Source organism: Pseudescherichia sp., assembly GCF_031979925.1.
Lineage (GTDB): Bacteria > Pseudomonadota > Gammaproteobacteria > Enterobacterales > Enterobacteriaceae > Pseudescherichia.
Window position 1 is genome coordinate 331,594 of record NZ_DALZFB010000003.1, and the last position, 16,954, is coordinate 348,547.

General features: G+C 58.2%; 15 protein-coding genes. 6 read left to right on the forward strand and 9 right to left on the reverse strand.

Annotated features, from left to right (window positions below; translation table 11 throughout):
- Window positions 1-14: 14 nt before the first annotated feature.
- The 4 genes from RTM13_RS07845 to cspE all read left to right on the forward strand — a co-directional run bounded on the left by RTM13_RS07845 (window position 15) and on the right by cspE (window position 6,024).
- On the forward strand, window positions 15-1,265 hold the full coding sequence (locus RTM13_RS07845) for a TolC family protein (protein WP_312211518.1): 1,251 nt from the start codon (window positions 15-17) through the stop codon (window positions 1,263-1,265).
- Window positions 1,265-2,548 carry an efflux RND transporter periplasmic adaptor subunit gene (locus RTM13_RS07850; RefSeq protein ID WP_312211616.1) on the forward strand — a complete coding sequence of 428 codons (1,284 nt, stop codon included), beginning with the start codon at window positions 1,265-1,267 and terminating at the stop codon, window positions 2,546-2,548. The genes RTM13_RS07845 and RTM13_RS07850 overlap by 1 nt, the downstream gene beginning before the upstream one ends.
- Entirely contained in the window at window positions 2,545-5,706 is a 3,162-nt protein-coding gene (locus RTM13_RS07855) for an efflux RND transporter permease subunit (protein ID WP_312211520.1), read from the forward strand. The genes RTM13_RS07850 and RTM13_RS07855 overlap by 4 nt, the downstream gene beginning before the upstream one ends.
- Window positions 5,707-5,814: 108 nt before the next feature.
- The gene (cspE, locus tag RTM13_RS07860) at window positions 5,815-6,024 is read left to right on the forward strand and encodes a transcription antiterminator/RNA stability regulator CspE (protein WP_004100146.1); all 210 of its coding nucleotides are present in this window, start codon (window positions 5,815-5,817) and stop codon (window positions 6,022-6,024) included.
- A gap of 156 nt (window positions 6,025-6,180) precedes the next feature.
- On the opposite strand, the gene crcB is transcribed toward cspE, so the two are convergent.
- On the reverse strand, window positions 6,181-6,564 hold the full coding sequence (gene crcB / locus RTM13_RS07865; protein ID WP_312211522.1) for a fluoride efflux transporter CrcB: 384 nt from the start codon (window positions 6,562-6,564) through the stop codon (window positions 6,181-6,183).
- A gap of 66 nt (window positions 6,565-6,630) precedes the next feature.
- Between crcB and RTM13_RS07870 the strand changes: the two genes are divergently transcribed.
- A complete protein-coding gene (locus tag RTM13_RS07870; protein ID WP_312211524.1) occupies window positions 6,631-7,419 on the forward strand; it encodes a deaminated glutathione amidase in 789 nt (262 codons plus the stop codon).
- Between the two features lie 129 nt (window positions 7,420-7,548).
- Entirely contained in the window at window positions 7,549-7,752 is a 204-nt protein-coding gene (gene tatE, locus RTM13_RS07875; RefSeq protein WP_103819877.1) for a twin-arginine translocase subunit TatE, read from the forward strand.
- 83 nt (window positions 7,753-7,835) lie between these two features.
- Here tatE and lipA read toward each other — a convergent pair whose 3' ends face one another.
- The 8 genes from lipA to mrdA form a co-directional block, all read right to left on the reverse strand.
- Window positions 7,836-8,801 (reverse strand): lipoyl synthase, encoded by a 966-nt coding sequence (gene lipA, locus RTM13_RS07880; RefSeq protein ID WP_312211527.1) that lies wholly within the window; start codon window positions 8,799-8,801, stop codon window positions 7,836-7,838.
- 201 nt (window positions 8,802-9,002) lie between these two features.
- Window positions 9,003-9,965, reverse strand: coding sequence for a YbeF family transcriptional regulator (locus RTM13_RS07885; protein WP_312211529.1), 963 nt, complete (start codon window positions 9,963-9,965; stop codon window positions 9,003-9,005).
- Window positions 9,966-10,261: 296 nt separating this feature from the next.
- On the reverse strand, window positions 10,262-10,903 hold the full coding sequence (lipB, locus tag RTM13_RS07890; protein WP_312211531.1) for a lipoyl(octanoyl) transferase LipB: 642 nt from the start codon (window positions 10,901-10,903) through the stop codon (window positions 10,262-10,264).
- A 103-nt stretch (window positions 10,904-11,006) separates the two neighbouring features.
- On the reverse strand, window positions 11,007-11,270 hold the full coding sequence (gene ybeD, locus RTM13_RS07895) for a DUF493 family protein YbeD (RefSeq protein ID WP_042392026.1): 264 nt from the start codon (window positions 11,268-11,270) through the stop codon (window positions 11,007-11,009).
- A gap of 114 nt (window positions 11,271-11,384) precedes the next feature.
- On the reverse strand, window positions 11,385-12,596 hold the full coding sequence (gene dacA / locus RTM13_RS07900) for a D-alanyl-D-alanine carboxypeptidase DacA (RefSeq protein WP_312211534.1): 1,212 nt from the start codon (window positions 12,594-12,596) through the stop codon (window positions 11,385-11,387).
- Between the two features lie 142 nt (window positions 12,597-12,738).
- Entirely contained in the window at window positions 12,739-13,902 is a 1,164-nt protein-coding gene (rlpA, locus tag RTM13_RS07905; RefSeq protein ID WP_312211536.1) for an endolytic peptidoglycan transglycosylase RlpA, read from the reverse strand.
- Between the two features lie 10 nt (window positions 13,903-13,912).
- Complete coding sequence (gene mrdB, locus RTM13_RS07910; RefSeq protein WP_312211538.1) at window positions 13,913-15,025, reverse strand: peptidoglycan glycosyltransferase MrdB; 1,113 nt, start codon at window positions 15,023-15,025, stop codon at window positions 13,913-13,915.
- Between the two features lie 2 nt (window positions 15,026-15,027).
- Entirely contained in the window at window positions 15,028-16,929 is a 1,902-nt protein-coding gene (gene mrdA, locus RTM13_RS07915; RefSeq protein ID WP_312211539.1) for a peptidoglycan DD-transpeptidase MrdA, read from the reverse strand.
- Between the last annotated feature and the right edge of the window lie 25 nt (window positions 16,930-16,954).

Sequence of the window (16,954 nt, forward strand, 5' to 3'; positions counted from 1 at the left end):
ACAGAGGTTCTACTATGTTCTCTTTTACATCCAGTACGCTCTCTGGCGTGCTGTTTATGCTGTTCGTCTCCGTCGCTCAGGCGGAGCCGTATACCCTCACGCAAACCCTTGCCGCCGCCCAGCGCTACTCTGCTGAACTCTCCGCCAGCCGTAACGAGGCGCAGGCGCTTAACGCCATGGCGGAATCGGCCCGCGAACTGCCCGACCCAAAGCTGAAGTTTGGCCTTGAAAACCTGCCGGTGCAGGGCAGCAACGATCGTCGTTTTACCCGGGAAGGGATGACCATGCAGCGCGTCGGCGTCATGCAGCAATACGTCAGCGCGGATAAGCGCGAGCGGAAAGCGCAAACCCTGCTGGCAGAGTCGCAAAGCGTCAACGCGAAGGGCCAGGCAATCCGCGCCGCCCTGCAGCGGGACACCGCCCAGGCGTGGCTGGATCTGGCGATTTCCTCCCGCAGCCTGGAGGCGGCCCGGCAGCTGCTGGCCGAGACCGCACGCCAGCAGAGCGTGCAAAAAGCCAGCGTTGGCGCGGGCAGTGCCGCGCCGGAGAGCGTGCTGGCGCTGCGCATCACCGAAAGCGCGATGCGGGACAACGTCACTCTTGCCGAACGTGATGTGCAGATCGCGCAGACCCGCCTGTACGAACTTACCGGAGAGACGATCACCGCCGCTGCCGGGAAGATGCCCCCTTATCAGCGTCTTCCGGCAGAGGAGGATGCGCTCGAGAAGAGCGTTGCCCTGCATCCGGAAGTATTGGCCGCCACGCGGGAGGCCAATACCGCAAAGGCCCGCTCCGCTGAATCTGCCATCGCGGCGATCCCGGACGTCGAGGTGGAGGTCTACTACGGACGCCGCTCCGAAGGCAATGACGATCTCGCCGGGGTGATGTTTACCGTCGATCTGCCGCTGTTTCAGTCGCACAGGCAGGATAAAAATCACGCTGCCGATCTCTCGCGCACGATGCAGGCCAACGATCGTCTGGCGCTGACCGAGCGTCAGCACATAGCTCAGGTGCGCACCCTGGTGGCCGACTATCGTGCGGCGCAGCTCCGCTGGTCACGCCAGCTGCACGACGTGCTGCCCCTGCTCAAAGAGCGTCTGTCGCTGCTGGCGGCGCAGTATCGCGCCGGACAGTCCGATCTGACATCGCTGCTGGAGGCCCGCCGTAGCGTGCTGGATAGCGAGCTAGCCGCCACTCAGGCGGAAAAAGAGATGGCCCGGACGTGGGCCGCGATCCACTGGCTGATCCCTGAGGGGAAGGCATGATGAAAAAATCAGTGATTTTATTAGCCCTTGTCGCCATGCTGGCTGCTGGGGCGGGCTATCTTGCCGGTCATCACGAGCAGGCTCCCGCAGTGCAGCAGCAGCCCGCACGCAAGGTACTCTACTGGTACGATCCCATGGTGCCCGACCAGCGATTCGATAAGCCGGGCAAATCTCCCTTTATGGATATGGATCTGATGCCGCGCTACGCCGATGACGCGCCAGAGGAGACCGGCGTAGCGGTGAGTGCCCGGCAGCAGCAAAACCTCGGGATGACCACCGCCAGAGCGCAGATGCGCGCCCTTGCTCCGACGCTCTCTGCGTTTGCCACAGTGACCACCGACGAGCGTAGCATTCAGATTGTGCCTGCGCCCGCCGCGGGGGTGGTTGAATCGCTCTACGTCCGCGCTCCCCAGCAGTGGGTTAAAGCGGGCGAGCCGCTGGCCCGCCTGTGGATCCCGGAGTGGACCGCAGCGCAGCAGGAGTATCTGGCCGTGCGCCAACTGGGTGACGCCGCCCTGACCCAGGCTGCCCGGGCGCGGCTGGCCCTGCAGTTTATGCCTGACTCCGTCGTGCGCGAGCTGGAGCGCAGCGGCAAGCCGCAGACGCGCCTGACCCTGCGTGCAGGGCGCGACGGCTACGTGGTGAAGCTTGATGCGCGGGAGGGGGCGAGAGTTGAGGCGACGCAGCCGCTGTTTGAGCTGGCGAGCCTCGATCCGGTCTGGCTGGTGGTCGACTATCCGCCTGGCGATATGCAGATCCTGAGCGTAGGCAACGAGATTATCGCGACCGCCGAAAGCCTGCCCGGCGAGGCGTTTCATGGCCGGGTGAGCGAGCTGCTGCCGCAGCTGGAGACCACCACCCGCACCCTGAAGGCGCGCGTCGTGCTGGATAACCCGCAGCAGAGGCTGAAGCCCGGCATGTTCCTGACGGTGACGCTACCGGAGAGTGCCACCGGTGCGTCGGTGCTGGCGGTCCCGGAGGAGGCGGTGATTGATACCGGCACCCAGACCCGTGTGCTACAGGCAACTGGCGAAGGTCACTTCAGGGCGGTCAACGTGACGACCGGCATGACTTCTGCGGGCTGGACGCAGATCCTTTCCGGCGTGAAGGCAGGCGACAGCGTAGTGACCTCCGGCCAGTTCCTGATTGACTCCGAAGCCAGCCTGCGCAGCGCCCTGCCACAGGCGCAGCCCACGGCAGAAACGCCGTCGGTGGCCACCCCGGCGATGGAGCATCAGCATGACCATAACCACGCCATGCACGGCGGGGAGGTGATGCCATGATCGCCGCCATAATCCGCGCCTCGCTGCGCAACCGTCTGCTGATCCTGCTTGCTGCCGCAGTTATCGCGGCCTGGGGACTCTGGTCACTTCAACGCGCTCCGCTGGATGCGCTGCCCGATCTCTCTGACGTGCAGGTGATCGTTCGTGCCAGCTATCCGGGCAAAGCGCCACAGATTATTGAGGATCAGGTAACCTATCCGCTCACCACGACCATGCTCTCGGTACCGGGTGCGAAAACGGTGCGCGGCTTTTCGATGTTCGGCGATGCGTATGTCTACATCCTGTTTGAAGACGGGACCGATCTCTACTGGGCGCGCTCCCGGGTACTGGAGTATTTAAGCCAGATTCAGGGGCAGCTGCCTGCCGGAGTTAACGTTGGGTTGGGGCCAGACGCCACTGGCGTTGGCTGGATCTATGAATACGCTTTGGTCGATCGCAGCGGTAAGCACAGCCTTGCCGATCTGCGGGCGCTGCAGGACTGGACGCTGAAGTTTGAGCTGAAAACCGTGCCCAACGTGGCGGAGGTGGCCAGCGTCGGCGGCATGGTACGTCAGTATCAAATCATTCCCGATCCGGCGCGAATGCGGGCGCTGAATATCACTCATCAGCAGATAATTGATGCGGTGCAGGCGGCGAACCAGGAGAGCGGCGGCGCGTTGCTGGAAATGGGGGAAGCCGAGTATATGGTGCGTACTACAGGCTACCTTAAGAACCTTAATGAGTTTCGCCAGATTGTTATCGACAGCCGCAGCGGCGTGCCGGTGCTGCTGGGGGACGTCGCTACCCTCCGCAACGGGCCGGAGATCCGTCGCGGCGTCGCCGAGTATAACGGCGAGGGTGAAGTAGCCGGGGGCATTATCATAATGCGCTACGGGAAAAACGCGCTGGAGACCCTGCACGCGGTGAAAGATAAGCTGCACGATCTCCAGCGCAACCTGCCGGAGGGGGTGGAGGTTGTCCCGGTCTATGACCGCTCAGCGCTGATTGAGCGCGCTGTGGAGACGCTAAGTCATAAGCTGGTGGAGGAGTTCATTGTCGTCGCGCTGATCTGCACCCTGTTCCTGTTTCATTTTCGATCCGCGCTGGTGGCCATCGTCTCGCTGCCGCTGGGTATTCTGGGGGCGTTTATCATCATGCACTACCAGGGGATCAACGCCAACATCATGTCCCTGGGCGGCATCGCCATTGCCATCGGCGCGATGGTCGACGCCGCCATCGTGATGATCGAAAACATGCATAAGGTGCTGGAGCAGTGGCGACACGAGCATCCGGGGCGTCAGCCCGAGGGGGGAGAGTACTGGCGTATCGCTGAGCAGGCGGCGGTGGAGGTTGGTCCGGCGCTCTTCTGTAGCCTGCTGATCATCACCCTGTCGTTTATTCCGGTCTTCTCGCTTGAGGCGCAGGAGGGGCGGATGTTTTCGCCCCTCGCCTTCACTAAAACCTGGTCGATGGCGGCGGCGGCGGGGCTGGGGATCACCCTGGTGCCGGTGCTGATGGGGCTATTTATTCGCGGACGTATCCCCGACGAGCAGGCCAATCCGCTCAACCGCTGGCTAACCCGCGCCTACGCGCCGCTGCTGGACAAGGTGCTGGCGTGGCCAAAAATGACCCTGGCGCTGGCGTTTTTGCTGCTGCTGGCGACGCTCTGGCCGTTGAGCCGCCTCGGTAGCGAATTTATGCCGCCGATGGACGAGGGCGATCTGCTCTATATGCCCTCCACGCTGCCGGGGATTTCCGCTCGTGAGGTGGCGAAGCTGCTTCAGCAGACCGATCGCCTGATCAAAAGCGTGCCGGAGGTGGCGAGCGTCATGGGCAAAGCGGGAAGGGCAGAGACGGCTACCGATCCCGCGCCGCTCACCATGATCGAAACCACCATTCGCTTCAAGCCGCGCGACCAGTGGCGGGCGGGCATGACGCCGGCGAAGCTGGTGGAGGAGCTGGACAGGACCGTCAGCGTGCCGGGGATTGCTAACGTCTGGGTGCCGCCGATCCGCAACCGGCTGGATATGCTGGCGACCGGGATTAAAAGCCCGGTGGGGATTAAGGTGAACGGTAATGCAATTGCTGATATCGAGAGGGTGGCGCAGCAGATAGAGCAGGTGGTGAAAAGCGTGCCTGGCGTGACCTCTGCGCTGGCGGAGCGGCTGGCGGGCGGGCGTTATATCGATATTAAAATCAATCGCCAGCAGGCGGCGCGCTATGGCGTGTCGGTGAAGGCGCTACAGTCGCTGGTCTCGACGCTGGTGGGCGGGGAGAACGTCGGTGAATTGTTGGCCGGGCGCGAGCGTTATCCGATCAATATTCGCTATCCGCGCGATCTGCGCGACAACGTTGGGAAGCTGCGTATGCTGCCGGTGGTAACCGAAAACGGCAGCCTGGTGGCGTTGGGCGAGCTGGCGGAGATCGTGGTTAACGAGGGACCGCCGATGTTGAAAAGCGAAAACGCCCGCCTGTCGAACTGGATTTACGTCGATCTGCGCGGGCGCGATCTGAAGTCTGCCGTGGCGGAGATGCAGCAGCGGGTGGCGGAGCAGGTTACGCTGCCGCAGGGGGTAACGCTCTCCTGGTCCGGACAGTTTGAGTACCTTGAACGGGCAACGGCGACGTTAAAAATGGTGCTACCGGTGACGCTGGCGATTATTTTTATACTGCTCTATCTCACCTTTAAGCGGGTAACCGATGCGCTACTGATTATGGGCACGCTGCCGTTTGCGCTGATTGGCGGCGTCTGGCTGCTCTGGCTATTGGGGTATAACCTGTCGGTGGCCGGGGCGGTGGGGTTTATTGCCCTCGCGGGAGTGGCCGCCGAGTTTGGCGTGATCATGGTGCTCTATCTTAACCAGGCGCTGGGCCGGCACGGCGTCTATGCAGGTAATGCCGAGAATGGCCTGTTGATGCAGGTCATTCATGAGGGGGCGGTGCTGCGCGTACGGCCGAAGGTGATGACGGTTGCCACCATCATGGCAGGGCTATTGCCTATCATGTGGGGCGATGGAACCGGAGCAGAAGTGATGCGGCGAATTGCCGCCCCAATGATAGGCGGAATGATCACGGCGCCCCTGCTGTCGATGTTTGTCATCCCGGCGCTCTATTTTTTAATCCATCGCGCTTCCTCGCTGAAAAAACAGCAAATATTGCAGCTGGATAAAAAAAGATAGCGACATTTATCACTTTTTAACGAATATCGACTGGACAAAAGTCATGACAATTGTTGTACTGATACCCGACACAGCATTTGTGTCGTTTTTCATGTAAAGGTAATTTTGATGTCTAAGATTAAAGGTAACGTTAAGTGGTTTAATGAGTCCAAAGGATTCGGTTTCATTACTCCGGAAGATGGCAGCAAAGACGTGTTCGTACACTTCTCTGCAATCCAGAGCAATGGTTTCAAAACTCTGGCTGAAGGTCAGCGCGTAGAGTTTGAAATCACTAACGGTGCCAAAGGCCCTTCTGCTGCTAACGTAATGCCTATCTAAGTTAGCGATAAGACAGAACTCTAAAACCCGCTGAAAAGCGGGTTTTTTTTCGTCTGAATTCCTGAATAACGCCTGATGGCGCTCCGCTTATCAGGCCTACGAATGCTGCGGGTGTGGTTTTGTAGGTCGGGTAAGCGGAGCGTCACCCGACGTTTGCTACTGCGCGTGCGTGGCAGAGACCAGCCAGAAGGCCAGCGCCGTCATCGCAAAGGAGCCAAGCAGGTTCACCGCAACGTTCAGCAGCGCCCAGCCCGCACGGCCATCCTGCAGCAGGAATACCACCTCAGCGGAAAAGGTCGAGAAGGTGGTCAGGCCGCCGCAAAAGCCAGTGGTAATGAGCAGCTTCCACAGCGGATCGATGTGGGTCATGCGGTTAAACCACGCCAGCCCCATCCCGATAATAAATGCCCCCGCCAGGTTTGCCGTCAGCGTACCGATGGGGATCGCGTTGTGTAACGGGTTAAGCTTCATACCGAGAAACCAGCGCAGCACGCTGCCGGTCCCGCCGCCGATAAAAACCGCAAAAAACAGTTGTATCACTGCCGATTCCTGCTATTTGATGTGTCAGGTCGCTAAGTTTAACGCAACGGACAGAGGGGCGAGAAGATGATTGTGGCAGCGGGGCAGTTTGTAGTGACGGCGGAGTGGGAGAATAATGCCCGAACCTGCGTCGCGCTGATGGCGCAGGCGGCAAAGCGGGGGGCTGCGCTGCTGGTGCTGCCTGAGGCGCTACTGGCTCGCAGCGACAGCGATCCGGGCCTGTCGGTGGCCTCGGCGCAGCCGTTGGACGGCGGCTTTCTGACCCTGCTGCTGGCGGAGAGCCGAAAAAACGCCATGACTACGGTGTTGACCCTTCACGTGCCGTCCACCCAGGGCAGGGCGGTGAATACCCTGGTGGTACTGCGGGCGGGGCAGATCGTTGCCCGCTATGCCAAGCTGCATCTCTACGACGCCTTCAGTATCCTTGAGTCTAGCCGAGTGGATGCAGGCAGCGCCATTCCACCGTTGATTGAGGTTGCGGGCATAAAGGTGGGGCTGATGACCTGCTACGATCTGCGCTTCCCCGAGCTGGCCCTCAGCCTGGCCCTACAGGGTGCGGAGCTGCTGGTGCTGCCCGCTGCCTGGGTACGCGGGCCATTGAAGGAGCAGCACTGGGCGACGCTGCTGGCGGCGCGGGCGCTGGATACCACCTGCTATATGGTGGCCGCTGGCGAGTGCGGCAATAAAAACATTGGTCAGAGTCGCGTTGTCGATCCGCTGGGGGTGACCATAGCGGCAGCGGCGCAGGAGCCGCAGCTGATCTGCGCCGAAGTGAGCGCCGCACGGGTGCAGGAGGCGCGGGAGAAGCTACCGGTGCTGCGTCATCGTCGCTTTGCGCCACCGCAGCTGTTGTGATGTTTTTTTAAACAACACTTGATTCACCTTGTTACACATTGCTATTGTGTGCGCGCGCCGAATATCCGTTAATAGTGTCAGGTTTCAACGGCGCATTTCGCAGCCTGTTTTTTAGTAAAGAAGGTATTTATGGGTGAGATTAGTATTACTAAGCTGCTGGTAGTTGCCGCACTGGTTGTTTTGCTGTTTGGGACGAAGAAATTGCGTACCCTCGGCGGTGACCTCGGCGCAGCCATTAAAGGCTTTAAGAAAGCGATGAACGACGATGACACCAGCGCGAAAAAGAGCGTTGACGGTGACATCCCGGCAGAGAAGCTCTCTCACAAAGAGTAGTGGCAATGCCGAATGGCTTGCGATAAAAAAACCGGCGCACAGGCCGGTTTTTTATTGCGATAGTGTAAGTAGTTATTGCAGAACTACTTTACTTCGATCCCTTTTGCCTGCAGATCGGCATGGTAAGAGGAGCGAACAAACGGGCCACAGGCCGCGTGGGTAAAGCCCATCGCCAGCGCTTCGGCTTTCATCTCGTCAAACTCTTCCGGGCTAACGTAGCGCTGTACTGGCAGGTGGTGACGGCTTGGCTGCAGATACTGTCCGAGGGTCAGCATAGTCACGCCGTGGCGGCGCAGGTCGCGCATCACATCAACGATCTCTTCGTTGGTCTCGCCCAGGCCGACCATCAGACCTGACTTAGTCGGGATATCCGGATGAGCCTCTTTAAAGCGCTCCAGCAGCTTCAGGGACCAGTTGTAGTCCGCACCTGGACGCACTTTGCGGTAGATACGCGGCACGTTCTCCAGGTTGTGGTTAAAGACGTCCGGCGGCGTGGCGGAGAGGATATCCAGCGCACGATCCATACGGCCACGGAAGTCAGGAACCAGGGTCTCAATGCGGATGCTCGGGCTCTTCTCGCGGATGGCGGTGATGCAGTCAGCAAAGTGCTGAGCGCCACCGTCGCGCAGATCGTCGCGGTCAACGGAGGTGATAACCACATAGCGCAGGGCCATGTCAGCAATAGTTTGCGCCAGCTTCAGCGGCTCGTTGGCATCAGGGGCAACCGGACGGCCGTGGGCAACGTCGCAGAACGGGCAGCGGCGGGTACAGATTGCGCCCAGGATCATGAAGGTCGCCGTACCGTGATTGAAACACTCCGCCAGGTTAGGGCAAGACGCCTCTTCACAGACGGAATGCAGGCCGTTTTTGCGCATGGCCGCTTTAATACCCTGGATGCGGGAGGAGTCTGCCGGCAGTTTGATCTTCATCCACTCCGGTTTTCTTAACAGGGCTTCGCGCTCTGTTACCACGTTTTTAACCGGGATAAGGGCCATTTTATCGGCATCGCGGTATTTAACACCGCGTTCCATCACAATGGGTTTACTCATAGCGTGCGTGTTCCAGTTGCGAATAACGAAGGGAGCATTTCAATTCAAGGGAATGTTGTATTTCTCAACTATTTTTGAATTAGCTGGGCGGCAGTATATCATCTATAGAGGCGATAAAGCAGCCTGCCAGCCCGGCAAATTGTAAAATAGTTGTTGTTTTGTGCCCTATGTCCAGAGATCGTCGGGCATCAGGCCAGGTGGCTATTTCCCTTCAAAGGCTTTTCGAATCACGCTGATGACGTTCTCCAGCACCGGATCCCGCAGGCTTAACTTGTTGTAATAGAGCGAAACCTCCACGGATGCATTATGTAGCGGAGGGAAATCGATTTCCGTCAAAGGCCAACAAGAGTTAAAAAAGGTGAACAAGCGTGACGGCATCAGGCCCAGCATATCGCTGTGACTGATGAGCGCCGCAATTGTAAACATATTGTAGCTGCTAAAGCTTACCGGCTGCTCCGGGAACAGCTCCCGCACCTTCTGCCGCATAGTGCTCATACTTTGGCCTTCCAGCATCAGCAGCGTATGTTCATACTGGCTCAGCGTCGCTTCGGTTAGCGGCTGCTGCAGGCAGGGGTGATCCTTCCGGCAGATCAGGATCAGCTGGTCGGTATAGAGCGTATGGTGGTTAAGGGTGCGGGTTCCCTGAACATGCGTATCGATGATCAGATCCGTCTGGAACTGGCCCAGCTGATTCTCGGCATCGACAATAGGGATATTGCGGATCAGCAGATGCGGGTGGGCCTCTTTTATCGCTTTATAAATAGGGGGGATCAGCAGGGTACCCAGCGAGGGTGGTGTACCAATGGTAATGGTACGCTGTTTATCATAGCTGCCGGTAAGATCCAGCGCGCCCAGAATGGACTCCAGCCCAAGGCTCACATACTCATGCAGATGGGTAGCATACGCCGTAGGCGTCACGCCCTGGCCTTTCCGGATAAACAACGGATCGGGAAAGATGGCACGTAGTTTTTGAATAGACTGGCTAATCGCTGAAGGGGTCAGGTTAAGCACCTTCGCCGCATTGACGATGCCTTTGTGAACATACACGGCTTCAAAGATCGTCAACAGGTTGAGATCGATATTGCGCAGCGTACGGAAGATCTGGGGTCTATCCTCTTCGCGACGCTCGGCTATTCGTTTATCCGACAGACCGTTATCATCCACGCTCAAACTCCATATTCATTCACATTATGAATGATAGTTGAAATTATATTCTTGTGTCATTAATGTACCCACATACTCAGCGGATGCGAAAATTACGCTTTATTTCAATGAGTTAATGACTAGACAGGTGCTTTTATCACCTGCTAAAAGGCTAACTGCCGCTACATTCTGTTCGGCGTTACCTAAATTCCCCTTTAGTAACAGGGGGATGAATGACAGGATCGGTCTTTTTATTCAGAGGGTCAATGAGATTTTTAAATCGCCGACAAAATAGTTGTCGGCGGATATAGGATATATTATTTACTAATATATTGATGTGGGGGATTATTTAGCAGATTGAGTAAGTTTTCGATAAGTCGCGGGGCGAGCGTGACGGGCGTGGCGGTCTCGATCCACTCGCTGACCTGCGCCATCTCCATTCCCGCATAGCCGCAGGGGTTAATTCGACGGAACGGTGCAAGATCCATGGCAATATTGAGCGCCAGTCCGTGAAACGAACAGCCTTTGCGGATCCGCAGGCCCAGCGAGCAGATCTTTTTCTCACCGACATACACCCCTGGCGCATCCGCGCGCGGATGGGCATCAATATCCAGCTCGGCCAGCGTGTTAACCACGGTCTGCTCAAGCACGGTGACCAGCTCGCGCACGCCCAGTTTACGGCGTTTCAGATCGAGCAGCACATACATCACCTGCTGGCCTGGGCCGTGGTAGGTGACCTGCCCACCACGATCGCTCTGAATAACGGGAATATCACCGGGCATCAGCAGATGCTCCGCTTTACCGGCCTGCCCCTGGGTAAACACCGGCTCGTGCTCGACCAGCCATACTTCGTCGGGCGTGGAGGCGTCACGGTTATCGGTAAAGGTGTGCATCGCCTCGGAAACAGGCGCGTAAGGTTGTAAGCCCAGATGGCGGATAAGGATCGTATCCTGAAGCAAAACAGCATCTCCGGGGGAGAACAAAAGGTAGGGGGAGTATATCACAGGGAGGGTGTTACCCGGCCAGCGCCGGGCAACGCGTCAGCGGATCGGCGCTGGACGATTACAGAACCATACGAACGATTTCGATGTTGCCAAGCTCTTCGTATAGTGTTTCAACCTGTTCAATGTGCGTAGCGGTAATGGTAATAGAGACCGAGTGGTAGTTGCCTTTGCTGCTCGGTTTTACCTGCGGAGAGTAATCACCTGGCGCATGGCGCTGTACCACTTCCACCACCTGATCAACCAGCTCAGGTTTCGCCAGACCCATCACTTTGTAGGTGAAGGGGGTCGGGAATTCAAGCAGTTCGTTAAGTTTGGTTTTCATGTCAGCTCCGGGTAATAAAAGAACAACTCCCGCCAGGGGCGGGAGTGTAAACGATGCATATTAAACGATGCATAGTATATGGGGATGGAAATCACACTTTCAAGTGCGTATTTTTTAACCAAACCAGTGGTGGAACATCAGCTTGATATAGTCGATGATTTTGCCGAAGAAATTCCCCTCTGGGATCTCCTGCAGGACTACCAGCGGACGCTGCTCAATGGTTTTGCCATCAAGCTGGAAGTTGATAGTGCCCACCACCTGATTTTTCGCCAGCGGGGCATGCAGCTCGCTGTTGCTCAACACGTAGCTGGCTTTCAGATCCTTCATGCGGCCGCGCGGAATAGTCAGGTAGACGTCTTTGTCCACGCCCAGCGAGGCGCGATCGCTGTCGCCAAACCAGGCGGGTTCAGAGGCAAACTCTTTACCTGCTTTGATTGGGTTAACGGTTTCAAAGAAACGGAAGCCCCAGGTCAGCAGCTTTTTACTTTCAGCTTCACGGCCCTTAAAGGTGCGGCCGCCCATCACGGCGGAGATCAGGCGCATCTGGCCTTCGGTTGCCGAGGCCACCAGGTTGTAGCCCGCCTTGTCCGTGTGGCCGGTTTTGATACCGTCAACGTTCAGGCTGTTATCCCACAGCAGGCCGTTACGGTTGGTCTGGCGGATACCGTTGAAGGTGAACTCTTTCTCTTTGTAGATGGTGTACTCGTTTGGCACGTCGCGGATCAGCGCCTGGCCGATCATCGCCATGTCGCGAGCAGAGCTGAACTGGCCGTCAGCATCGAGACCATGCACCGTCTGGAAGTGGGAGTTCTTCAGTCCCAGCGCGTTGACGTAGCTGTTCATCAGGCCCACGAAGGCGTCCTGGCTACCGGCGACGTAGTCGGCCATGGCCACGCAGGCATCGTTACCGGACTGCAGGTTGATACCACGGATCAGCTGGGAGACCGGCACCTGCATGCCTGGTTTCAGGAACATCAGCGAGGAGCCTTTAAAGACCGGGTTGCCCGTAGCCCAGGCATCGTTGCCGATGGTGACCAGGTCCGTCTCTTTGAATTTGCCCGCTTTCATCGCCTGGCCGATGACGTAGCTGGTCATCATTTTTGTCAGGCTGGCCGGATCGCGGCGCGCGTCGGCGTTCTGTTCCGCCAGCACTTTGCCAGAGTTGTAGTCGATCAGGATATACGACTCTGCGTCAATTTGCGGAACGCCCGGGATCATGGTTTTGATGTTCAGATCATCAGCATGGGCAGCGGAGAGCGTGGCGGCGGCCAGCGCGGTGGTGAGCGCCAGGCGCTTCACGAGACGAACGGAAAAAGTGGTCTTCATGGTCAGAACAACGACATCCGTGATGAAATTAAAAAAAGTGCCTTACTATAGCAAAAGCTATACAGGCAGGCATCTGACTTTCGGCATGACTTTGTGACTGAAATTGACACAAACTGACAAAGCCAGACGCCCTCTGAAGCGCTTACTGCGCGCTGGTAATAAACGATTGCAGCTGCGCTTCGCTCTGCAGACGCTGCTGGAGCGCGCTGGCGTCGGCTTTGCTGCTGAACGGGCCGAGCTGAATACGCCAGACGGCACCGTTTTGCGTCACGCGTCCCGGCACGTCAAACTGCTGGACCAGACGCTGCTGATATTGCTCGGCACGTGCCTTATCGCTCACTGCGCCAACCTGCACAACGTAGCCACCGGCGGTGGCCGCTGCGGTAGGGGCAGGGGCAGGGGCAGCGACAGGGGCGCTGCCTTGCACGGAGCCAGGGGCAGTAACCGGTGCCGCAGCTGCGGGTGCTGCTACCACAGGTACAGCGGCGGGCGTCGCGACCGCAGCTGGCTGGGGCTGCGCTGGCGGCTCGTTGCCCTCCAGCACGCCGGAAGCCAGCGTAGTCGGTGCGCCGAGGAAGCCGCTGCCGCCAACTGGTGCACCGGTCGCGCCGTCGCTTTGCAGCGTATCGTTACTGATAGGGCGAACATCTCCCGCTGGCTGGGCAGGCTGTGGCGCAGAAGAGGCGCTGCCCATGCCGCCGCTCAGATCCGGGCGATCGGGCAGGGCGTAGGTCTGCTGGGCGATAGTGGTACAGACCGTACCGGGGCCAGAGAACGAACCATCCTGCGAGACGATAATCGGATCGATACGTACTTTGGTATTGTTAGAGTTATTCAGCCTGTCGGCGGCGGCACGAGAGAGGGAGATCGCCCGATCGTTACCGTAGGGGCCGCGATCGTTGATACGCACCACCACCATCCGGCCGTTAGACAAGTTGGTAATACGTGCATAGCTGGGGATCGGCAGGGTCGGATGTGCTGCGGTCAGCTGCATCGGGTCGAAAGCTTCGCCAGAGGCAGTCAGGTTGCTGCCCGGCTCCGCATCATAGATGGCAGCAAGACCGGCCTGGGTAAAGCGCGAGGTGTCCTGCACAATCTTGTAGGACTTGCCATCGCGCTCGTAGTCCTGGTTAACCGACGGGTTCAGCGGCTCGTAGCGAGGTTCAGCCCCGCCGATCTCTACCGTCGGGCCGTTACAGACCGCAGGCTGCGGCGCAGCGGCAGTAGGCTGCTGGCTCTCCTCGGTACTTGAACACGCTGTCAATAATCCTGCTGCTACGCAAACTGCAAGGCAAAGCTTCCGCATTGCGAACCTCTTATACGCTTTTCGACAACATTTTTCTGTGGGTATGGATCGACATTACGATACCAAACCCGGCCATGAGTACAATCAGGGCTGAGCCACCGTAGCTTACCAACGGTAAGGGCACGCCCACCACCGGTAAGATACCGCTCACCATACCGATATTTACAAACACATAAACGAATAAAATCAGCATTAAGCCACCGGCCATTACGCGGCCAAAAGTGGTCTGCGCATGGGCGGCGATCCACAGGCCGCGCATAATCAGCAGCAGGTAGAGTGCCAGCAGGATCAGGATCCCTACAAGACCCAGCTCTTCGCCGAGTACGGCAAAGATAAAGTCGGTGTGGCGCTCGGGCAGAAACTCGAGCTGCGACTGGGTACCATGCAGCCAGCCCTTGCCGCGCAGGCCGCCAGAGCCAATAGCAATTTTAGACTGAATAATATGATAGCCTGCTCCCAGCGGATCGGTTTCTGGATCGAGCAGCATCATGACGCGCTGACGCTGATAGTCATGCATCAGGAAGAACCAGAGGATCGGGATAAACGCCGCCAGCAGCAGAGCGGCAATACCGATCAGCCGCCAGCTGAGGCCCGACAGGAAGAGCACAAACAGGCCGGAAAGGGCGATAAGAATCGAGGTGCCAAGGTCCGGCTGGGCGGCCACCAGCAACGTAGGCATGAAGATCAGCACTAACGCAATACCGGTATTTTTCAGCGACGGCGGGCAGACGTCGCGGTTGATAAAGCGCGCCACCATCAGCGGTACGGCGATTTTAGCGATCTCCGAGGGCTGGAAACGCACGATGCCTAAATCGAGCCAGCGCTGTGCCCCTTTGGAGATCGCGCCAAAGGCGTCAACCGCTACCAGCAGGATCACGCAGAAGATGTAGAGATAGGGTGCCCACCCTTCATAAACACGGGGGGGGATCTGCGCCATCACTACCATCACCACCAGGCCCATAGCAATCTGGCCGATTTTGCGCTCGGTCATGCCGACATCCTGACCGCTGGCGCTCCAGATGACGATGGCGCTATAGAAAAGCAGCGCCAGGATGATCAGCAGCAGCGCCGGATCGATATGGATTTTATCCCAGAACGATCTTTTGTTCGGATTATCCGTCATGGTTATTGGTCCTCAGCCGCCGCTGACGACGGATTCTCCGCCGGCAGGTCGGTGTTGTTATCGCCCAGCATAATGTGGTCGAGGATCTGGCGCATGATGGTCCCGACCGCCGGGCCGGCACCGCCGTTTTCCAGAATGATCGCCACCGCTACCTGGGGTTTGTCATAGGGGGCAAACGCCGTCATCAGCTTGTGGTCACGCAGGCGTTCCGCAATTTTATGCGCGTTATAGGTTTCGTTGGCCTTCAGGCCAAACACCTGTGCCGTACCGGATTTGGCCGCCACCTTGTAGGGGGCATTGGCGAAGTATTTGTGCCCGGTTCCGTTGGCGCGGTTAGCCACACCGTACATGCCGTCTTTGGCTATCTCCCAGTAGCCGGAGTGGATGTCGCCCACCGGGGGCTGCTCAGGTTGTTTCCACGGTACCTGCTGCCCGTTCTCGGTCGTGCTCATCAGCAGGTGCGGCACTTTGACGATGCCATCGTTAATCAGGATCATCATTGCCTTGCTCATCTGGATCGGCGTCGCCGTCCAGTAGCCCTGGCCGATGCCTACCGGGATGGTATCGCCCTGGTACCATGGCTTCTTAAAGCGTTTCAGCTTCCACTCGCGGGTCGGCATGTTCCCGGAGCGCTCCTCCGAAAGGTCGATCCCGGTATAGTGGCCGTAGCCAAACTTGCCCATCCACTCGCTAAGCCGATCGATACCCATGTCGTAAGCGACCTGATAGAAGAAGGTATCGGCGGACTCTTCCAGCGATTTAGTAACGTTCAGATGGCCGTGGCCCCACTTTTTCCAGTCGCGATAGCGTTTCTCGGAGCCGGGGAGCTGCCACCAGCCGGGGTCGAACAGGCTGGTATTGCGGGTGATCACCCCTGCGCTCAGAGCCGATACCGCAACGTAAGGCTTAACGGTGGACGCCGGGGGATAGACGCCCTGAGTCGCACGGTTGATCAGCGGCGTGTTGGGATCGTGCAGCAGGCCGTTGTAATCCTTGCTGGAGATACCATCCACAAACAGGTTCGGGTTATAGCTTGGCATCGAGACCAGCGACAAGATGCCGCCAGTACGCGGATCGGTCACCACCACCGCCGCACGGCTCCCCTCCAGCAGGGTTTCGATATAGGTCTGCAGCTTAAGATCCAGCGTCAGGTAGATGTCATGCCCGGCCTGGGGCGGTACCTCTTTCAGCTGGCGGATCACGCGGCCACGGTTATTCACCTCAACCTCTTCATAGCCGGTCTGGCCGTGAAGCACGTTCTCGTAATAGCGCTCAATTCCCAGCTTGCCTATATCGTGCGTCGCAGCATAGTTGGCGAGGATGCCCTCTTTGTCGAGCCGATCGACGTCTTTATCGTTGATCTTTGAGACATAGCCGATGACGTGGGTCAGGGCAGAGCCATAGGGGTAGAAGCGGCGCTTATAGCCCTTAACTTCCACGCCTGGAAAGCGGTACTGGTTTACCGCAAAGCGCGCCACCTGGACTTCCGTCAGGTTGGACTTCACGGGAATAGAGGTGAAGCGATGCGAGCGGGCGCGCTCTTTTTTGAAGTTGGCGATGTCATCATCATTGAGATCGACCACGTCCCGCAGCGCGTCCAGGGTCTGCTGCACGTTGTCTACTTTCTCAGGCATCATCTCAACCTGGTAGATGGTCCGGTTGAGCGCCAGCGGGATACCGTTGCGGTCATAGATAATGCCGCGGCTGGGGGCGATCGGCACCAGCTTGATGCGGTTTTCGTTGGAGCGCGTCTGGTAGTCGGTGTGACGGACGATCTGCAGATTATAGAGGTTGGCGACGAGCACGCCGCTGAGCAGCAGGATCCCTGTGAAGGCGACAATCGCCCGGCGCACAAACAGCGCGGACTCAGCCGTATAGTCGCGAAAAGAGTTCTGTAATTTCATCCGCTGCTTAATCTACCTAAGGCTC

Excerpts from the sequence above, each read along its gene's own strand:
- mrdB (WP_312211538.1), bottom strand. The coding sequence starts at position 15,025 with ATGACGGATAATCCGAACAAAAGATCGTTCTGGGATAAAATCCATATC.
- RTM13_RS07870 (WP_312211524.1), top strand. The coding sequence starts at position 6,631 with ATGATTGTGGCAGCGGGGCAGTTTGTAGTGACGGCGGAGTGGGAGAAT.
- lipA (WP_312211527.1), bottom strand. The coding sequence starts at position 8,801 with ATGAGTAAACCCATTGTGATGGAACGCGGTGTTAAATACCGCGATGCC.
- rlpA (WP_312211536.1), bottom strand. The coding sequence starts at position 13,902 with ATGCGGAAGCTTTGCCTTGCAGTTTGCGTAGCAGCAGGATTATTGACA.
- RTM13_RS07855 (WP_312211520.1), top strand. The coding sequence starts at position 2,545 with ATGATCGCCGCCATAATCCGCGCCTCGCTGCGCAACCGTCTGCTGATC.
- tatE (WP_103819877.1), top strand. The coding sequence starts at position 7,549 with ATGGGTGAGATTAGTATTACTAAGCTGCTGGTAGTTGCCGCACTGGTT.
- RTM13_RS07850 (WP_312211616.1), top strand. The coding sequence starts at position 1,265 with ATGAAAAAATCAGTGATTTTATTAGCCCTTGTCGCCATGCTGGCTGCT.
- dacA (WP_312211534.1), bottom strand. The coding sequence starts at position 12,596 with ATGAAGACCACTTTTTCCGTTCGTCTCGTGAAGCGCCTGGCGCTCACC.
- ybeD (WP_042392026.1), bottom strand. The coding sequence starts at position 11,270 with ATGAAAACCAAACTTAACGAACTGCTTGAATTCCCGACCCCCTTCACC.
- mrdA (WP_312211539.1), bottom strand. The coding sequence starts at position 16,929 with ATGAAATTACAGAACTCTTTTCGCGACTATACGGCTGAGTCCGCGCTG.
- cspE (WP_004100146.1), top strand. The coding sequence starts at position 5,815 with ATGTCTAAGATTAAAGGTAACGTTAAGTGGTTTAATGAGTCCAAAGGA.
- RTM13_RS07845 (WP_312211518.1), top strand. The coding sequence starts at position 15 with ATGTTCTCTTTTACATCCAGTACGCTCTCTGGCGTGCTGTTTATGCTG.